The organism is Pseudomonas sp. PB120, assembly GCF_009761815.1.
Lineage (GTDB): Bacteria > Pseudomonadota > Gammaproteobacteria > Pseudomonadales > Pseudomonadaceae > Aquipseudomonas.
This window is the reverse complement of sequence record NZ_RWIN01000149.1, coordinates 12903-31265: the sequence shown is the minus strand read 5'-3', so window position 1 is coordinate 31265 and position 18363 is coordinate 12903. Positions and strand designations below refer to the sequence as shown.

The window sequence follows — 18363 nt, the reverse complement described above, 5'->3', positions numbered from 1 at the left end:
CTTTTTCATGCCTGCCTGAATGATTTTATTGTAGAGCGAGCTTGCTCGCGATGGACGTTAACGATGACGCGCGCTTGCCGGAAAAATGCGTTGCCTTCGCATTCATCGCGAGCAAGCTCGCTCCTACAGGTGCCTCGAGCCCTCCGACATCAACCAAACGATAATTCCTCTTATTCAAACTAACCTGCCCTGTTAGACTTTGCGCCCTTCGTTTGCTCGTCTTTCAGGATGTCTGATGCCCCCGCTGCCTCTTCGCTTGTCCGCACTGTTTCTGGCCTTGGGCCTGAGTGCCTGCGATGACGCCCCGCGTTTCACCAAGGCCGAGCCCGGTGAAGCACGCTCCGGGGGCAGCGCGACCGTACGCAAGACCGATCAGAACGCCTTCTCGCTGCCATCCGCCAACCTCCCGCCCTCCCGGCGCGTGGACTTCAGCGTCGGCAACAGTTTCTTTCGCAGCCCCTGGGTGATCGCCCCGTCGACCACCACCGCCCGCGACGGCCTCGGGCCGTTGTTCAACACCAACGCGTGCCAGGGCTGCCATATCAAGGACGGACGGGGTCATCCGCCTGCACCGGATGCGGCGAACGCCGTTTCGATGCTGGTGCGCCTGTCGATACCGGATGCCCCGGCCTACGCCAGGATCATCGAGCGGCAAGGTATCGTGCCGGAGCCGGTCTACGGCGGGCAGTTCCAGGACATGGCCGTGCCCGGCGTCGCCCCCGAAGGCAAGGTGCGGGTCGATTACACGCCGGTGTCGGTTCGGTTCAAGGACGGCACTGAAGTCGAGCTGCGCAAGCCGACGCTGAACATCAGCCAACTGGGTTATGGCCCGATGCACCCCGACACCCGTTTCTCGGCCAGGGTTGCACCGCCGATGATCGGCCTCGGTTTGCTCGAAGCCATTCCCGAAGAGGCGATCCTGGCCAATGCCGATGCACAGGCCAAGGCCAGGAACGGCATCGCCGGACGCCCGAACCGCGTCTGGGATGACACGCAGCAGAAAACTGTCCTCGGCCGATTTGGCTGGAAGGCCGGGCAACCGAACCTCAATCAACAAAATGTTCACGCGTTTTCGGGTGATATGGGCCTCACGACCAGCCTCCGGCCCTTCGATGACTGCACCGACGCGCAAACCGCCTGCAAACAGGCGCCGAGTGGCAACGGCCCCAATGGCGAGCCGGAAGTCAGTGACAACATTTTGCGTCTGGTGCTGTTCTACAGCCGTAACCTGGCGGTCCCGGCCCGGCGCAATGTCAACGCGCCCGAGGTGCTGGCGGGCAAGACCCTGTTTTTTCAGGCGGGATGTCAGTCCTGTCACACACCGAAATACACCACCGCCGCCAACGCCGCGGAACCTGAACTGGCCAATCAAGTGATTCGCCCGTACAGCGATCTGCTGCTGCATGACATGGGCGACGGCCTGGCCGACAACCGCAGCGAATTCCAGGCCGGTGGCCGCGACTGGCGCACGCCGCCGTTGTGGGGCGTCGGTCTGACGGAAGCGGTCAGTGGCCACACTCAGTTTTTGCACGATGGCCGCGCGCGCAATCTGCTCGAAGCCGTGCTCTGGCACGACGGAGAAGCAGCCGCCGCGCGCCAACAGGTTTTGTCTTTCAACGCCGAGCAGCGTGCTGCGTTGCTGGCGTTCTTGAATTCTCTTTAAACACTTATAAAGCCTCGGGAGCCCGACATGTTCCGCCCCAAATTGTTGTTCACCAGCCTCGCCGCACTCGCCCTGGGCGCCTGCTCGCCGCAGGACCCGCAAGCCGTTACGTCGGCAGCCATCGCCAAGTCGGTGATTCTGCCGACCTATACCCGCTGGGTTGAGGCCGACCGCCAACTGGCCGTCAGTGCCCTCGCCTACTGCGAAGGCAAGGAAAACCTCGACACCGCCCGCGCCGACTTCCTGCACGCTCAGAAAGCCTGGGCCGAGCTGCAACCGTTGCTGATCGGCCCGCTGGCCGAGGGCAACCGGGCGTGGCAGGTGCAGTTCTGGCCGGACAAGAAAAACCTGGTCGGCCGTCAGGTCGAGCAACTGGTCACCGCGCAGCCGCAGATCGATGCCGCCGCGCTGGCCAAGTCCAGCGTTGTGGTCCAGGGCCTCTCGGCCTATGAATACATCCTGTTCGACAGCAAGCCGGATGTGGCCAACGAGGCGCAAAAAGCCAAGTATTGCCCTCTGCTGAAAGCCATCGGCGAGCGCCAGAAACAGCTCGCCGAAGAGATTCTGCAAACCTGGAACAACACCGACGGCATGCTCGCGCAGCTGAGCAAATTCCCGAACCAGCGTTACGCCGACTCCCACGAAGCGATCGCCGATCTGCTGCGTGTTCAGGTCACCGCCATCGACAGCCTGAAGAAAAAACTCGGCACGCCGATGGGCCGCCAGACCAAGGGCGTGCCGCAACCGTTCCAGGCCGATGCATGGCGCAGCCAGTCGTCCCTGACGAGCATGGAAGTCAGCCTCGCCGCCGCCAAAACGGTGTGGGAAGGTGTCGACAACAAAGGGCTGCGCGGCCTGTTGCCAAGCGAGCAGAAGCCGTTGGCCGACAAGATCGACGCCGCGTACGCCGCCTCCTTGAAACTGTTTGCCAGCAACAAACGCTCGCTGACCGACATGCTCAACGACGACGCCGGCCGCCTACAGCTCAACGAACTCTACGACAGCCTCAACGTCGTCCATCGCCTGCACGAAGGCGAACTGGCCAAGGCGCTGGGCATCCAACTGGGCTTCAACGCCAACGACGGTGACTGATGAGGGCGAGTGCCATGCTGCGACGACAGGCTCTGACGTTAGGTAGTTTGCTGCTGGGAGCAGTGACACTGGGCGGCTGGACGCTGTTCAAGCAAAAGGACAAAAGCCCGCTGCTGCTTTCGGCGCGGGACGATAACGACGGCAAGCATTACGCCGTCGGCTATCGGCTGGACGGTACCCGGGTGTTTGCGACCCAGGTGGGCCAGCGTTGCCACGACATCATCAACCACCCGACGCTGCCGATTGCACTGTTCGTTGCCCGCCGGCCGGGCACCGAAAGCTACCTGATCGACCTGCGCGACGGCACGCTGCTGCAAACCGTGGTCTCGCAACCGAACCGGCATTTCTACGGTCACGCGGTGATTCACAAGGATGGCGAGTGGTTGTACGCCACCGAGAACGACACGTCCGATCCGGGTCGTGGCTTGCTGGGTGTGTATAAGTTCGAAGGTGAACGACTTATCCACAACGGCGAGATCCCGACCCATGGCGTCGGCCCGCACCAAGTGTCGTGGATGCCGGACGGCGAGACCCTGGTGGTGGCCAACGGCGGGATTCGTACCGAGGCCGAAAGCCGGGTCGACATGAACCTCGACGCCATGGAACCCAGCCTGGTGCTGATGCAGCGCGATGGCACGTTGCTGAGCAAGGAAACCCTGGCCCAGCAGATGAACAGCGTGCGGCACATGGGCATCGCCAGCGATGGCACCATCGTCGCCGGCCAGCAATTCATGGGGCCGTCGCACGAATCATCCGAGCTGTTGGCCATCAAGCGTCCGGGGCAGCCGTTCGTGGCCTTCCCGGTGCCCGAGCATCAGTTGCAGGCCATGGGGCATTACACCGCGAGCGTCGCGGTGCACAGTGATTTACGGCTGGTCGCGTTGACCGCGCCCCGGGGCAACCGCTTTTTCATCTGGGACCTGGACAGCGGTGAAGTGCGCCTGGACGCGCCGCTGCCCGATTGCGCCGGAGTCGGGGCCGTGGCCGACGGGTTTGTCGTGACCTCGGGACAGGGACGATGCCGCTACTACGATTGCCGCCAGACAAATCTTGTTGCAAAACCGCTGGAGCTGCCCGCAGGACTCTGGGACAACCACCTGCACCTCGTCTGAACGCAGTCCTTTGTAGCAGCTGGCGAAGCCTGCGTTCGGCGGCGAAGCCGTCGTGAGACCTGACAACGCGGATTATCCGGCAAACCGCAGCGCATGGAATTACGACGGCTTCGCCGCCGGACGCAGCCTGCGGCAGCTGCTACATATGGGGGTAGCGCTTACCTGCGATTTCTGCCAGTTGGAATCCCCTTCTCACTCGGAGTAATGTTCCCGACTGTCTCACCTGATTTTCTCCAAGGAAATGGAATATGCTGCGTCGCCGCATGCTGATCATGTTGGGTGTTGTTTTATTGATTGTATTGGCCCTGGCGGGCTACAAAGCCTTCTCGATCTACACGATGATCCAAGGCTTCGCCGCGCCGAAACCGCCGATAAGCGTTGCCGTGGCCACCGCGACCGAACAGCCGTGGCAAGTGCGTCTGCCCACTGTCGGCACGCTCAAGGCATTGCAAGGCGTCGACCTGAGCCTGGAAACCGACGGCACCGTGACCGACGTGCAATTCCAGTCAGGGCAAACGGTCAAGGCCGGCCAGCCCATCGTCAAACTCGACAGCGCCGTTGAAAGCGCCCTGCTGGAAACTGCACTGGCCGATCTCGGGCTGGCGCAGCTGGATTACACCCGCGGCAGTCAGCTCGTGGGCAGCCAGGCGATTTCCAAGGGCGAGTTCGACCGACTCTCGGCCGTCCTGAAAAAAAGCAAGGCAACGGTCAATCAGCTGAAGGCCGCGCTCGGTAAAAAAAGCATCCTGGCACCGTTCAGCGGGACCATCGGCATTCGCCAGGTGGACGTGGGCGACTATGTGGCCACCGGCACCATGATCGCCACCCTGCAAGACATCAGTAGCCTCTACGTCGACTTCTTTGTGCCCGAACAGTCGGTACCGAAGATCGGCATTGGCCAGACCGTGCAAATCATCGCCGCGGCGTACCCGACGCAAGTCTTCCCTGGGACCATCAGCGCGATCAACCCGAAAGTCGAAAACACCACGCGCAACGTCCAGGTCCGCGCGACCCTGGCCAACCCCGACGGCAAGCTGCTGCCGGGTATGTTCGCCAGCCTGCAAGTCCTGTTGCCCGACCCGCAACCGCGGATTGTGGTGCCGGAAAGCGCGATCACCTACACGCTGTACGGCAACTCGCTCTATGTGGTCGCGCAGAAAAAAGCCGAAGACGGCAGCCTCGAAAAAGACGACAAGGGCCAGCCGATCCTGATAGCCGAACGCCGGTTCATCGAAACCGGTGAACGCCGCGACGGCAAGGTAATGATTACCAAAGGTGTGCAGAACGGCGAAAAAGTGGTCACGGCCGGCCAGATCAAACTGGATAACGGCGCACACATTGCCATCAGCGACGACAAGACTTTAGCCGAGAAGAACAGCCCGCCGCGCGCGGACTGATCAAGGAATCCCCATGGCTTTTACCGACCCGTTCATTCGTCGCCCGGTGCTCGCCACCGTGGTCAGCCTGTTGATCGTGCTGCTGGGTTTTCAGGCCTGGAGCAAGCTGCCGCTGCGCCAATACCCGCAAATGGAAAACGCCCTGATCACGGTGACTACCGCGTACCCCGGGGCCAACGCCGAGACCATCCAGGGCTACATCACCCAACCGATGCAACAGAGCCTGGCCAGCGCCGAGGGCATCGACTACATGACGTCGGTCAGTCGCCAGAATTTCTCGGTGATCTCGATCTATGCGCGCATCGGCGCCAACACTGACCGCTTGTTCACCGAGCTCTTGGCCAAGGCCAACGAGGTGAAAAACCAGCTGCCCCAGGATGCCGAAGACCCGGTGTTGAGCAAGGAAGCCGCCGACGCCTCGGCACTGATGTACATCAGTTTCTTCAGCAAGGAACTGAGCAACCCGCAGATTACCGACTACCTGTCCCGGGTCATCCAGCCAAAACTCGCGACCCTGCCCGGCATGGCCGAAGCCGAAATTCTCGGCAACCAGGTGTTCGCCATGCGCCTGTGGCTGGACCCGGTAAAACTCGCCGGCTTCGGCTTGAGTGCCAGCGATGTGACCAACGCAGTGCGTCAATACAACTTCCTCTCCGCCGCCGGCGAAGTGAAGGGCGAGTACGTGGTCACCAGCATCAACGCCAACACCGAGCTCAAGTCTGCCGAAGCCTTTGCGGCCATCCCGCTCAAGGTCGAGGGCGACAGCCGCGTGCTGCTCAGCGATGTAGCGCGGGTGGAAATGGGCGCGGAGAACTACGACTCCATCAGCTCCTTCGGTGGCACGCCCTCGGTGTACATCGGCATCAAGGCCACGCCAGCCGCCAACCCGCTGGAGGTGATCAAGGAAGTGCGCAAGATCATGCCGGAGCTGGAGGCGCAGCTACCGCCGAACCTCAAGGGCGAAATTGCCTACGACGCCACGTTGTTCATCCAGGCCTCGATCAACGAAGTGATCAAGACGCTGTTCGAAGCGGTGCTGATCGTTATCGTGGTGGTGTTCCTGTTCCTCGGCGCCTTACGTTCGGTGGTGATCCCGGTGGTTACCATCCCGCTGTCGATGATCGGCGTGATGTTCTTCATGCAGATGATGGGTTACTCGATCAACCTGCTGACCCTGCTGGCGATGGTGTTGGCCATCGGCCTGGTGGTGGACGACGCCATCGTTGTGGTGGAAAACATCCACCGGCACATAGAGGAAGGCAAGTCGCCGCTGGACGCGGCCATCGAGGGGGCTCGGGAAATCGCCATGCCGGTGGTCTCGATGACCATCACCCTGGCGGCAGTCTACGCGCCGATCGGCTTCCTGACGGGGCTCACCGGGGCGTTGTTCAAAGAGTTCGCCCTGACCCTGGCCGGTGCCGTGGTGATCTCCGGCATCGTCGCCCTGACCCTGTCGCCGATGATGTGCGCCCTGCTGCTGCGTCACGATGAAAACCCCAGTGGACTGGCCCATCGCCTCGACCTGATTTTCGAAGGCCTCAAGCGCCGCTACCGCAGCTTGCTCCACGGCACGCTCAACACCCGCCCGGTGTTGCTGGTGTTCGCGGTGATCGTCCTGTGCCTGATCCCGGTGCTGCTCAAGTTCACCAAGTCAGAGCTGGCACCGGACGAGGACCAAGGCATCATTTTCATGCTCGCCAACGCGCCGCAACCCACCAACCTGGACTATCTGAGCACCTACACCGACGAATTCATCAAGATCTTCAAGGAGTTTCCCGAGTACTACTCCTCGTTCCAGATCAATGGATTCAACGGCGTGCAATCGGGGATCGGCGGCTTCCTGCTCAAACCGTGGAACGAGCGAAGCCGGACTCAGATGGCGATTCTGCCGGAGGTCCAGGAAAAGCTGGGCAACATCCCCGGCTTGCAGGTTTTCGGCTTCAACCTGCCGTCCCTGCCGGGCACTGGCGAAGGCTTGCCGTTTCAGTTCGTGATCAACTCCGCCAACGATTACGAGTCGTTGCTGCAAGTGACGGAACGGGTGAAAAAGAGAGCGCTGGAATCCGGCAAATTTGCCTTCGCCGACGTTGACCTGGCCTTCGACAAACCGGAAGTGGTGGTGGATATCGATCGGGCCAAGGCGGCCCAGATGGGCGTGTCGATGCAAGAGCTGGGCGGAACGCTCGCGACCTTGTTGGGTGAGGCCGAGATCAATCGGTTCACCATCGAAGGCCGCAGCTACAAGGTCATCGCCCAGGTGGAACGCCCCTTCCGCGATAACCCGGACTGGCTGAACAACTATTACGTGAAGAATACCCAGGGAGAATTGCTGGCCCTGTCGACCCTGATCACCGTGACCGACCGGGCACGCCCGCGGCAGCTGAACCAGTTCCAGCAGCTCAACTCGGCCATCCTGTCCGGCGTCTCGCTGGTGAGCATGGGGGAAGCGCTGGACACTGTGCGCCAGATCGCCCGGGAAGAAGCACCGGTGGGTTATGCATTCGACTATGCCGGCGCATCGCGGCAATACGTACAGGAAGGCAGCGCGCTGTGGGTCACGTTTGGCCTGGCCCTGGCGATTATCTTTCTGGTGCTGGCTGCGCAATTCGAAAGCTTCCGCGATCCGCTGGTGATTCTGGTGACGGTGCCGCTGTCGATTTGCGGCGCGTTGATCCCGCTCTTCCTGGGCTGGTCGAGTATGAACATCTACACCCAGGTGGGCCTGGTGACATTGATCGGGCTGATCAGCAAGCACGGGATCCTGATCGTCGAGTTCGCCAATCAGCTGCGTAAGGACAAGGGCCTGAACCCTCGCGAAGCCGTGGAGGAAGCGGCAGCGATACGCCTGCGTCCAGTGTTGATGACGACGGCAGCGATGGTGTTTGGCATGGTGCCATTGATTATTGCCACCGGCGCGGGCGCGGTCAGCCGGTTCGACATCGGGACGGTGATCGCTACGGGGATGTCCATCGGGACGCTGTTCACGTTGTTCGTGTTGCCGTGCGTGTATACGTTGCTGGCAAAACCCGATAAACCCAAAGAACACATGTAACTCACCTGTAGGAGCTAGCTCGCTCCTACAATTCGGGCACAAAAAAAGGCCTCGCATTGGCGAGGCCTTTTATTTTGGCTTTGATCTGTTCAACTTTGCGGCCTCAATCCTTGAGAAAGTCCGAACATGAACAGCAATAAATCATGATCGGGTTGAGTCGCCACTGACGACTTCGCAACGCGAGGTAACGGGCAGTGAGCGTCAGCGCTCACTGAACTGAGAACTTGCGTGCGGGGCTGCTCCCAGGCAGCCACCGCCAACGAAGCAACTGCCAAGGCTCCTACTAAAAACAAACCTCGTGCAATTTCGAGTTTCATTGCTATAAACCTTTGATAGCGCTGCCAAACGCCGTTTCATAAAAATAGACGAGTTTCTTCCAGTCTGCCGTGCTAAATGACGAGTGGCGACGCAATTGCTTCATGTCATTCGCCGCCGCACGACGGGCGGTCAAGCGCCGGCGACACTTCTCGAGATCGATCAACGCCACCTCGACCTTGGCGGCCTCGCCTTCACCGTTCACGCTGACGAACACGTGCTTGGCGTACAGGCAGCCGTGCTGCCACCGGTCTTTATGCATGCGGGCCAGATTCTCGGCCAGATCCTTCAATACGCGATCATGCACCGCTTCACCGTGACGCTCGCGACCACCACCGGCATACCAGTGATCGATTTCCTCGAAACCGTCCAGCGACTTGGTCACCAGCAGTGCACGCCATGTGTGCACCGGATCGCGCTGGGCACCACAGAACACGATTTCAGGAACGCGAACGTCGAGCTGGTGCATGACGGTCAGCGCATCGGATTCGCGCAAGACGGTAGGACGACCAAACGGGTGCAGCCAGCTGCGATAGATATGCCCGGTCTGGCGCTTGACGTAGAGCAGTTGGCCGTAGCTGCTCACGACACGCTGAACGCCACTTTCCCCACCGCGCCGGACATTGGGTTCTTCGACCCACTCACCGCGCAGATTCCAGAAATGGGCGAAGCGGTCCTGGGAAGCGACTGCCGTTTCTGCTGCATACCGCACTGCCATCGTGTTACCTCTTGCGTAATACGTGAACTCGCCAAGTGGCCTGACGACTGATGACACTCACTATAGGTAGGGCCATGTCAGGGGCGGGTCATGACATCGTGAAAAAAACGTGTTGTAAAACCCTGAACTATTACAGGGTTTTACAGGATATAGACAGTGGCTCAGGGCCAGCGCTTTTCAACGAAATGTTCAGACCGCAGCCGCGGTATACAGTTCGACGTAAAACCGGCAACCCGTGGGCTCCATGGTCGTCAGGCTGACACTCCAGCCCTGGTTTTCGCAGATCCGCTGCACCAGCGACAGCCCCAATCCCAAACCTTCCCCACGCTTTTCGGCGCCACGGACGAAGGGTTCGAACATCGCCTCGCGCTTTTCTTCAGGAATGCCCACACCGCTGTCCTCAACCATGAAGCCCTTCGCCGTCAGGGTCAGGCGGATAAATCCGTGCTCGGTGTAATGCAGTGCATTACGCAACAGGTTGCCCATGACCGCGTGCAGAAGGGTTGCGTTGTAACAAGTGTCATCCGGCTTGCCCGGCTCGAAGATCAGTCGCAGACCTTTTGCCTCAATCGGCTCTCGCCATAAATTGAGCAGTCCATCGGCTACCTGATTCAGGTTTTGCTGCGGCGACATGCTCGCGTCTTCGCGTTGTGCGCGGGCCAGCATCAGGAAGGTTTGCACCAGCTCGCGCATTTCTTCACAGGCCCGGGCAATTCGCTCCACTTGGGCACGGCCGCGCAGATCGAGACCGGGGTTTTCCAGCAGCAGTTCGCAGGAGCTGGCCAGCACCATCAATGGCGTGCGCAACTCGTGGCTGACGTCACTGGTGAACAGCCGCTCACGGCTCAACGCCTGGCGTAAGCGCCCGAGGGTGGCGTCGAAGGCCACGGCCAGTTCGCCCACTTCATCGGCGGCGTAATCAGGTGCCAGCGGCGGCGCCAGCCCCAACAACTGATCACGATGGCGCACCTGACGGGCCAGCCGCACCACCGGCGCCATCACTTTGCGCGCCAGCACCCAGCCGAGAAAGACCGCCAGCGCCAGGCTCAACACAAACCCCACCAGCACCACGGCGAACAGCACGCGTTCACGCTCTTCGAAATCGCTCTGATCTTGCAACAACACGTAATGCCGCCCGTCGACGACTTCGACCATCGCGTGGTACGACAACTGCTCGCGAAACACCTCGTGAAACCCCGGCTCAAGATGCCGCAGGTCCTTGGGCAACTGGAAGTCGCCCGGCCCGCCGCTGAAATAGAACAGCTGGTCCGGCTCGGGACGATGGCTCCAGTCCGACACGCTGTCCATCAACAGCAGGCGCTGAAGATCGCCCCCCAGGCCGGCGGAGATCAGTTTTTCTTCCACCAGGTGCACGGTCGCCACAATGCCCATGGCGAACGCGCCCGCCACCAGTGCGCTCATCAGTGCAAAGGCGATGATGATCCGTTGAGCGAGGCTCTGCTTAAACTCCATCACGGCCCTCGGCCAAGCGATAGCCGACGCCGTGTACGGTTTGCAGCAACGGTTTGGCGAACGGCTTATCAATCACCTGGCGCAATTGATGGACATGGCTGCGCAAGCTGTCGCTGTCCGGGCAATCATCGCCCCACAACGCCTCTTCGAGAATTTCGCGGCGCAGCACGTGGGGACTTTTTTGCATCAGGACTGCCAGCAATTTCAGGCCGACCGGATTGAGTTTCAACAGCCGACCTTCGCGGGTCACTTCCAGGGTATCGAGGTCATAGTTCAGGTCACCGACCTGCAAGGTGCGGCGCCCGCCACCTTGGGTCCGACGCATGACCGCTTCAACGCGCGCGGCCAGTTCGGACAGGGCAAAGGGTTTGATCAGGTAATCATCGGCGCCGGACTTGAAGCCTTGCAGCCGGTCGTCCAGTTGATCACGCGCGGTAAGCATGATCACCGGCGTGTCACGGCGGGCGTCTTCGCGCAGGCGTTTGCACAGGGTGTAGCCGTCGATGCCGGGCAGCATGATGTCGAGCACGATCAAGTCGTAGTGCTCGGTGGCGGCCAGGTGCAAGCCAGACAGACCGTCCTGCGCGCAATCCACGGTGTACCCCTTGAGCCCCAGGTAATCCGCCAGGTTGGCAAGGATATCGCGGTTGTCTTCAACCAATAGAATTCGCATGGGCATTCCTCCGTACACAGTAACGGCCGTCTTGGCCCGCGCAGCTTAAGGCCAAGTGTGGCTCAGAGCCAGAGTTGCGTGCAGTTGTAAACCTTGCCGACCACCGGCAAGTACTTAACAACTTTTTCACTATCGGTTTACACGCTAACGACAGGATTTGGGGCAAACTCCGCGCGGCTGCGCTCTTCAGAACATTTAACCGATCAAGGAATTGCCATGGTGTCGACCACTGTCCGCCCCGCCTCTCGCCCTCTCAATTTCTGGGTGTGCCTGGGTGTTCCCGCCATTGCGGCGATTACTCTGTTGTTACTCGAACTGACGTCCCTGGACATGGACATTGCCAAGCTGTTCTATGACCCGGTCGCGGGGGACTTCATCGGCCGCCACAGTCACTTCCTGGAAGACATCGTGCACGACAAGGCGAAACAAGTCGTCATCGCGTTTTCGGTGTTTTCGATTGTGGGTTTCATCGCATCGTTTTTCGTGGAAAGGCTCAAACCGTTCAAGCGGGAACTGGGTTGCCTGGTGTTGTCCCTGGCGTTGTCGACCTCCTTTGTCACGCCGATGAAAGCGGTAACGGCCGTGCAATGCCCCTGGAGCCTGGAGCAATTCGGCGGCCACGAAACCTACAGCGAGCTGCTCAGCCCGCGTCCACAGACCGACAAACCCGGCCGTTGCTGGCCCGGCGGTCATGCGGCCACCGGTTTCACGCTGTTTGCGTTGTTTTTCGTATTGCGTGATCGCCGTCCGAAACTGGCTCGCAAGGCCTTTGTGTTTGCCTTCACTTTGGGCTCGATCTTTTCCATCAGCCGCATGATTCAGGGCGCACACTTCTTCTCGCATAACGTGTGGACGGCGATTTTCTGCTGGCTGATTTGCCTGGGGGCGTATTACTACGTTCTGTACCGACCGGCCTCGAAAGCACAGCCAGTCGCCAAACCGGCCCGCGCCTGAAACACAGATCCCACAAGGGTTGAATGACCCTTGAAGTCCGGGCAATAAAAAACCCCGCCTGCTTACACAGGCGGGGTTTTTTTATGGGGTAAGGCTGGCTTACATCATGCCGCCCATGCCGCCCATACCGCCCATGTCTGGCATACCGCCGCCAGCTGGTGCGTCATCCTTGATCTCGGCGATCATGGCTTCGGTGGTGATCATCAGGCTGGCAATCGACGAAGCCGCTTGCAGAGCCGAACGAGTCACTTTAGCCGGGTCCAGGATACCCATTTCGATCATGTCGCCGTATTCGCCGGTAGCAGCGTTGTAACCGTAGTTACCCGAACCCTGCTTGACCTTGTCAACGACTACGCTTGGCTCGTCGCCGGAGTTGGCAACGATCTGGCGCAGTGGCGCTTCAACAGCGCGACGCAGCAACTGGATGCCAACGTTCTGGTCATCGTTGTCGCCTTTCAGCTCGGAGATAGCCTGCAGAGCGCGAACCAGTGCCACGCCGCCGCCAGGTACCACGCCTTCTTCAACGGCTGCACGGGTAGCGTGCAGGGCGTCTTCAACGCGGGCTTTCTTCTCTTTCATTTCAACTTCGGAACCGGCGCCAACCTTGATCACTGCAACGCCGCCGGACAGCTTGGCCAGACGCTCTTGCAGTTTTTCACGGTCGTAGTCGGACGAAGTGTCAGCCACTTGCTGGCGGATCTGCAGAACGCGAGCCTGGATGTCAGCCTCAACGCCGGAGCCGTCGATCACGGTGGTGTTTTCTTTGGACAGGATTACGCGCTTGGCATTACCCAGGTGTTCCAGGGTAGTGCTTTCCAGGCTCAGACCGATCTCTTCGGAGATAACGGTACCGCCAGTCAGGACAGCGATGTCCTGCAGCATGGCCTTGCGACGGTCGCCGAAGCCTGGAGCCTTGACGGCTGCGACTTTAACGATGCCACGCATGTTGTTCACAACCAGAGTCGCCAGGGCTTCGCCTTCAACGTCTTCGGCCACGATCAGCAGTGGACGGCCGGCTTTGGCAACGGCTTCCAGTACTGGCAGCATTTCGCGGATGTTCGAGATTTTCTTGTCGACCAGCAGGATCAGCGGACCGTCCAGCTCGGCAGTCATGGTCTCTGGCTTGTTGACGAAGTACGGGGACAGGTAGCCACGGTCGAACTGCATGCCTTCAACAACCGACAGTTCGTTTTCCAGGCCCGAGCCTTCTTCAACGGTGATCACGCCTTCTTTACCGACTTTTTCCATGGCTTCGGCAATGATGTCGCCGATGGAGCTGTCGGAGTTGGCCGAGATGGTGCCGACCTGAGCGATTGCACGGGTGTCAGCGCAAGGCTTGGACAGTGCTTTCAGCTCTTTGACGATCGCGATGGTCGCTTTGTCGATACCGCGCTTCAGGTCCATCGGGTTCATGCCGGCAGCGACGGCTTTCAGGCCTTCGTTGACGATCGATTGAGCCAGAACGGTAGCGGTGGTGGTGCCGTCGCCTGCGTCATCGTTGGCACGGGAAGCAACGTCTTTGACCAGCTGCGCGCCCATGTTTTCGAAGCGATCTTTCAGCTCGATTTCTTTGGCTACGGAAACGCCGTCCTTGGTGATGGTCGGAGCGCCGAAGCTCTTCTCGATGATCACGTTACGGCCTTTAGGGCCCAGGGTCGCTTTTACTGCGTCAGCCAGGACGTTTACACCGGCGAGCATTTTCTTGCGGGCGGAGTCGCCGAATTTAACTTCTTTAGCAGCCATGATCGATATTCCTTAAATACTTTGTAGTAGCGGGAAAATGAGCGGGGAATCAGCCTTCGATAACAGCGAGAATCTCGTTCTCAGCCATTACCAGCAGGTCTTCGCCGTCAACTTTCACGGTGTTGCTGCCGGAGTACGGACCGAACACAACCTTGTCACCCACTTTCACGGCCAGTGCACGCACTTCACCGTTGTCCAGCACGCGGCCGGTGCCGACAGCGAGGATTTCGCCGCTGTTGGCTTTTTCAGCAGCGGAACCTGGCAGGACGATACCGCCAGCGGTTTTCTTTTCTTCTTCGCTGCGACGGATGACGACGCGGTCATGCAGAGGACGAAGCTTCATTGTCGATCTCTCCTAATTGTGGTTTTCATCGGCCGGTGTCTTCCCGGCGGGTTTAACAAATCCGGCGTTGCCGGGTGCGACTCGACAAGCGAGACGCGGAAGTCTGTCTGGCATGATTGCCAGAAACCTTGCGGTGACCGTTACATAAGGGCGCATAAGCTTATTACAAGAGCGGGGATCGAAATTTTTTACGTCGATACCCGAAAACGAACACGGCACCCGAAGGTGCCGTGCCGCTGAAACGGTTTACTTGGAATCGCGGTGTTCGAACTCGCCTTCGATCACATTCGGTTCGCGGCCCAGAGGCTCGCGCGGGGCAGGACCGCCCCGTGGCTGAAGGTCGTCGGCGAACGCGCGTTGGCGGATCGCCTGCTCCTCGGCACGCTGGCGCATCTTGTTGGCAAGCAGTCGACGGGACAGCGGCAGCAGCATGATCAGGCCCAGTACGTCGGTGACAAAACCCGGCAGGATCAACAGGCCACCGGCCAGGGCCAGCATCAGGCCTTCCAGCATGGTCTGCGCCGGCAGCTCGCCGCGATTCAGGCTTTCACGCGCACGCAGCGCAGTTGCCAGACCAGCGATGCGCAGCACGAATACGCCGAGCATCGAGCCGAGAATGACCAGCAGCAGGGCCGGGAAAAACCCGATCGCTCCGCTCACTTTGACGAAGACGAACAGCTCCAACACCGGAAACAGTACAAAGAGCAATAAAAAAGGGCGCATCTAAAGGTTCCTCAACGCAAGAATGCCTTGCCAGTGTCCTCTAGATGACGTCACCCTTTCGTGAATTCAAGCGTCGGCCACTTCATTTTTCGGCCAATGCTCGGCGTGAGCCAGGAAAACCAAGGCTTCCCGGACTTGTGTCGGCGTATTACAAGGCGTTTGGAACGGCAGCCAGTACAGCACCTGGCCAATGCGCAGGTGCATGCCTTCAGTGTCGATCCCGGCCAGTTGCGCCGGCTCGGTTTTCGGCAAGCCCGCAAGGTCGACGTAATGGGCGATGGCCTTGGCGTGATCGGCGTTCATGTGCTCGACCATGCTGAGTTCAGCCTTGCCGGCGAACGGATTAGCCAGCGTCAGCTGATCGACCCAGTGAATCGCGCCGAAGCCGCCAATGTAGCGATGGCGCACAGGCTTGAGCACCCAGAAATCGAAATCGTGAGCTTTGTGATAGTTCTGCGAATCAGGGAAATAGCGGTAGTAGCGTTCGGCGGCAGCCTCCACGGCTGAGGCGTCTTCGAGTTTTTCCGCTTCGGCGAGATAGGTCAGCCGACCAACGGCTTGCACATCTTCAGCGCCGCGCTCACCCACAAACAGCGAACATTTCGGGTCTTTCTGCAGGTTGTGGGTGTGCTGAGCGATGCGGCTGATCAGGATCAGCGGCCGGCCCTGCTCGTCCAGGCAGTACGGAACCACGGAGCCAAACGGGAAGCCGGGCATGGCCTTGGAATGGGTCGACAGCACCCCACGGTATTCCTTGAGAAGCAATTCTCGTGCATTCTTGGCCGCTTCAACGCTCAATTTATGACTCCTTATATAGAATCCGTCGAAAAAACGGACATGCGCCTGGGGATAAGTTTCCAGTGCGCCATCGGGGCAGTTCTCATGTGCAGTCGGCCAAACCCGCGCAGATCGAGAGGCTCTCTAAAAGGACACCACTCAGACCTGCTATTGGGGCATGCGAATGCAACTCACTGACAAAGTAATCATTATCACTGGCGGTTGCCAGGGTTTAGGCCGCTCCATGGCCGAGTATTTCGCAGGCAAGGGCGCGAAGCTGGCGCTGGTGGACTTGAACCAGGAAAAACTGGATGACGCCGTCGCCGCGTGCAAGGCCAAGGGTGTCGAGGCTCGCGCTTACCTGTGCAACGTCGCCAATGAAGAGCAAGTGACCCACATGGTCGCTCAGGTTGCCGAGGATTTCGGCGCGATCCACGGCTTGATCAACAACGCCGGGATCCTGCGCGATGGCTTGCTGCTCAAGGTCAAGGACGGCGAGATGACCAAGATGAGCCTGGCCCAATGGCAGGCGGTGATTGACGTCAACCTGACCGGCGTATTCCTGTGCACCCGTGAAGTGGCGGCGAAAATGGTCGAGCTGAACACGACAGGGGCGATCATCAATATCTCGTCGATCTCCCGCGCCGGCAACGTCGGCCAGACCAACTACTCCGCCGCCAAGGCCGGTGTCGCGGCGGCGACGGTGACCTGGGCCAAGGAACTGGCGCGCTACGGCATTCGTGTGGCGGGTATTGCGCCAGGCTTTATCGAGACCGAGATGACGCTGGGCATGAAGCCAGAAGCGCTGGAGAAGATGACGTCCGGGATTCCGCTCAAGCGTATGGGCAAGCCGGAAGAGATCGCCCATTCGGCGGCGTACATCTTCGAGAACGACTACTACACCGGCCGAATCCTGGAGATGGATGGCGGGTTACGGATCTAAAGCCCAACACAAAACAATTGTGCGAGTGAGCCTGCTCGCGATAACGGGGTGTCAGTCAACACATCTGTTGAATGTTAATCCGTCATCGCGAGCAGGCTCGCTCCCACAGTTGGTCAGCGTGAGCTGAAGATTTCAATCGTCGCTGATGGTGATGTTCGGCATCGCCGGTGTCGCCGCTTCCTGCAACACAATCCGCGCGCCGACGTGGCGGGCGAGTTCCTGATACACCAGTGCAATCGGGCTGTCCGGCTCGGCGATTACCGTTGGCTTGCCGCCATCGGCCTGCTCGCGGATAGCCATTGCCAGTGGCAACGACGCCAGCAGTTCGACGCCATACTGAGTGGCCAGCTTCACCCCACCCCCTTCACCGAACAAATGCTCGGCATGCCCGCAATTGGAGCAGATGTGCACGGCCATGTTTTCGACCACGCCCAGTACCGGGATGTTGACCTTGCGGAACATCTCCACGCCTTTGCGCGCGTCGAGCAGCGCCAGGTCTTGCGGGGTGGTCACGATGACGGCACCGGCCACCGGGACTTTCTGCGCCAGGGTCAGCTGGATGTCACCAGTACCAGGCGGCATGTCGATGACCAGGTAATCCAGGTCGCCCCAGGCCGTCTGGGTCACGAGTTGCAACAACGCGCCCGAGACCATCGGCCCGCGCCACACCATCGGCGTGTTGTCGTCGGTCAGGAACGCCATGGACATCACTTCGACACCATGGGACTCGATCGGAATGAACCACTTCTGATCCTTGACCTGTGGTCGGGTGCCTTCCGGAATACCGAACATGATGCCTTGGCTCGGACCGTAGATGTCCGCGTCGAGAATCCCGACCTTGGCGCCTTCACGGGCCAGGGCGAGTGCCAGGTTGGCAGCGGTGGTGGATTTTCCCACGCCGCCCTTGCCAGACGCCACGGCCACGACGTTCTTGACGTTGGCCAGGCCCGGGATCTGAGCCTGGGCCTTGTGCGCGGCAATGACGCTGGTGATGTCGACACGGGCAGTCGTCACGCCGTCCAGGCCTTCAATGGCCATTTGCAGCATCTGCGACCAGCCACTTTTGAACAGGCCGGCGGCGTAACCCAGCTCCAGCTGGACGCTGACGCGATCGCCCTGCACGTCAATGCTGCGCACGCACCCGGCGCTGACCGGGTCCTGGTTCAGGTAAGGGTCGGTGTATTGGCGAAGGACGGCTTCCACCGCTGCGCGATTGACGGCGCTCATGGGCAACTCCGATAACAAGACTGGAAAATCAGGCGGGTATCCTAACCGTTCTACGTCGTAGACGGCATGCCCGCCGATGATTTGTGGCAAACACCCCCCTGTGGCGAGGGAGCTTGCTCCCGCTCGGCTGCGCAGCAGCCGTAATCAAGCTGACGCGC

At 60.1% G+C, this 18363-nt stretch carries 16 protein-coding genes; 7 read left to right on the top strand and 9 right to left on the bottom strand.

Annotated features, from left to right (window positions below):
- The first annotated feature begins 235 nt into the window (after positions 1-235).
- The 5 genes from EJA72_RS27390 to EJA72_RS27370 all read left to right on the top strand — a co-directional run bounded on the left by EJA72_RS27390 (position 236) and on the right by EJA72_RS27370 (position 8316).
- Positions 236-1663, top strand: a complete 1428-nt coding sequence (locus tag EJA72_RS27390; protein WP_157714992.1) for a di-heme oxidoredictase family protein — start codon at positions 236-238, stop codon at positions 1661-1663.
- A 27-nt stretch (positions 1664-1690) separates the two neighbouring features.
- Positions 1691-2755 carry an imelysin family protein gene (locus EJA72_RS27385; protein WP_157714991.1) on the top strand — a complete coding sequence of 355 codons (1065 nt, stop codon included), beginning with the start codon at positions 1691-1693 and terminating at the stop codon, positions 2753-2755.
- A gap of 14 nt (positions 2756-2769) precedes the next feature.
- Entirely contained in the window at positions 2770-3867 is a 1098-nt protein-coding gene (locus EJA72_RS27380; RefSeq protein WP_157714990.1) for a DUF1513 domain-containing protein, read from the top strand.
- Between the two features lie 248 nt (positions 3868-4115).
- On the top strand, positions 4116-5264 hold the full coding sequence (locus tag EJA72_RS27375) for an efflux RND transporter periplasmic adaptor subunit (RefSeq protein WP_157714989.1): 1149 nt from the start codon (positions 4116-4118) through the stop codon (positions 5262-5264).
- Between the two features lie 13 nt (positions 5265-5277).
- The gene (locus EJA72_RS27370; protein WP_157714988.1) at positions 5278-8316 is read left to right on the top strand and encodes a multidrug efflux RND transporter permease subunit; all 3039 of its coding nucleotides are present in this window, start codon (positions 5278-5280) and stop codon (positions 8314-8316) included.
- 89 nt (positions 8317-8405) lie between these two features.
- Here EJA72_RS27370 and EJA72_RS27365 read toward each other — a convergent pair whose 3' ends face one another.
- The 4 genes from EJA72_RS27365 to colR form a co-directional block, all read right to left on the bottom strand.
- The gene (locus EJA72_RS27365) at positions 8406-8633 is read right to left on the bottom strand and encodes a hypothetical protein (RefSeq protein WP_157714987.1); all 228 of its coding nucleotides are present in this window, start codon (positions 8631-8633) and stop codon (positions 8406-8408) included.
- A gap of 2 nt (positions 8634-8635) precedes the next feature.
- Complete coding sequence (locus EJA72_RS27360; RefSeq protein WP_157714986.1) at positions 8636-9349, bottom strand: lipopolysaccharide kinase InaA family protein; 714 nt, start codon at positions 9347-9349, stop codon at positions 8636-8638.
- A gap of 189 nt (positions 9350-9538) precedes the next feature.
- Positions 9539-10822, bottom strand: coding sequence for a HAMP domain-containing sensor histidine kinase (locus EJA72_RS27355; RefSeq protein ID WP_157714985.1), 1284 nt, complete (start codon positions 10820-10822; stop codon positions 9539-9541).
- Complete coding sequence (gene colR, locus EJA72_RS27350; protein ID WP_157714984.1) at positions 10812-11495, bottom strand: two-component system response regulator ColR; 684 nt, start codon at positions 11493-11495, stop codon at positions 10812-10814. The genes EJA72_RS27355 and colR overlap by 11 nt, the downstream gene beginning before the upstream one ends.
- Before the next feature lie 216 nt (positions 11496-11711).
- Here colR and EJA72_RS27345 point away from each other — a divergent pair, with 216 nt between their 5' ends.
- Positions 11712-12449: a phosphatase PAP2 family protein gene (locus EJA72_RS27345; RefSeq protein WP_157714983.1), complete on the top strand. Its 738-nt coding sequence runs from the start codon at positions 11712-11714 to the stop codon at positions 12447-12449.
- A gap of 99 nt (positions 12450-12548) precedes the next feature.
- On the opposite strand, the gene groL is transcribed toward EJA72_RS27345, so the two are convergent.
- The 4 genes from groL to EJA72_RS27325 form a co-directional block, all read right to left on the bottom strand.
- Complete coding sequence (groL, locus tag EJA72_RS27340) at positions 12549-14192, bottom strand: chaperonin GroEL (RefSeq protein ID WP_157714982.1); 1644 nt, start codon at positions 14190-14192, stop codon at positions 12549-12551.
- A 49-nt stretch (positions 14193-14241) separates the two neighbouring features.
- The gene (locus tag EJA72_RS27335) at positions 14242-14535 is read right to left on the bottom strand and encodes a co-chaperone GroES (RefSeq protein ID WP_019827816.1); all 294 of its coding nucleotides are present in this window, start codon (positions 14533-14535) and stop codon (positions 14242-14244) included.
- 246 nt (positions 14536-14781) lie between these two features.
- Positions 14782-15258 carry an FxsA family protein gene (locus EJA72_RS27330; RefSeq protein ID WP_157714981.1) on the bottom strand — a complete coding sequence of 159 codons (477 nt, stop codon included), beginning with the start codon at positions 15256-15258 and terminating at the stop codon, positions 14782-14784.
- A 66-nt stretch (positions 15259-15324) separates the two neighbouring features.
- Positions 15325-16056, bottom strand: a complete 732-nt coding sequence (locus EJA72_RS27325; RefSeq protein WP_157714980.1) for a HugZ family protein — start codon at positions 16054-16056, stop codon at positions 15325-15327.
- Positions 16057-16219: 163 nt separating this feature from the next.
- Here EJA72_RS27325 and EJA72_RS27320 point away from each other — a divergent pair, with 163 nt between their 5' ends.
- Positions 16220-16978, top strand: a complete 759-nt coding sequence (locus tag EJA72_RS27320) for an SDR family oxidoreductase (RefSeq protein WP_157714979.1) — start codon at positions 16220-16222, stop codon at positions 16976-16978.
- A gap of 132 nt (positions 16979-17110) precedes the next feature.
- Here the strand turns inward: EJA72_RS27320 and apbC are convergent, their stop codons facing one another.
- Positions 17111-18205 carry an iron-sulfur cluster carrier protein ApbC gene (gene apbC, locus EJA72_RS27315; protein WP_157714978.1) on the bottom strand — a complete coding sequence of 365 codons (1095 nt, stop codon included), beginning with the start codon at positions 18203-18205 and terminating at the stop codon, positions 17111-17113.
- Positions 18206-18363 lie beyond the last annotated feature (158 nt).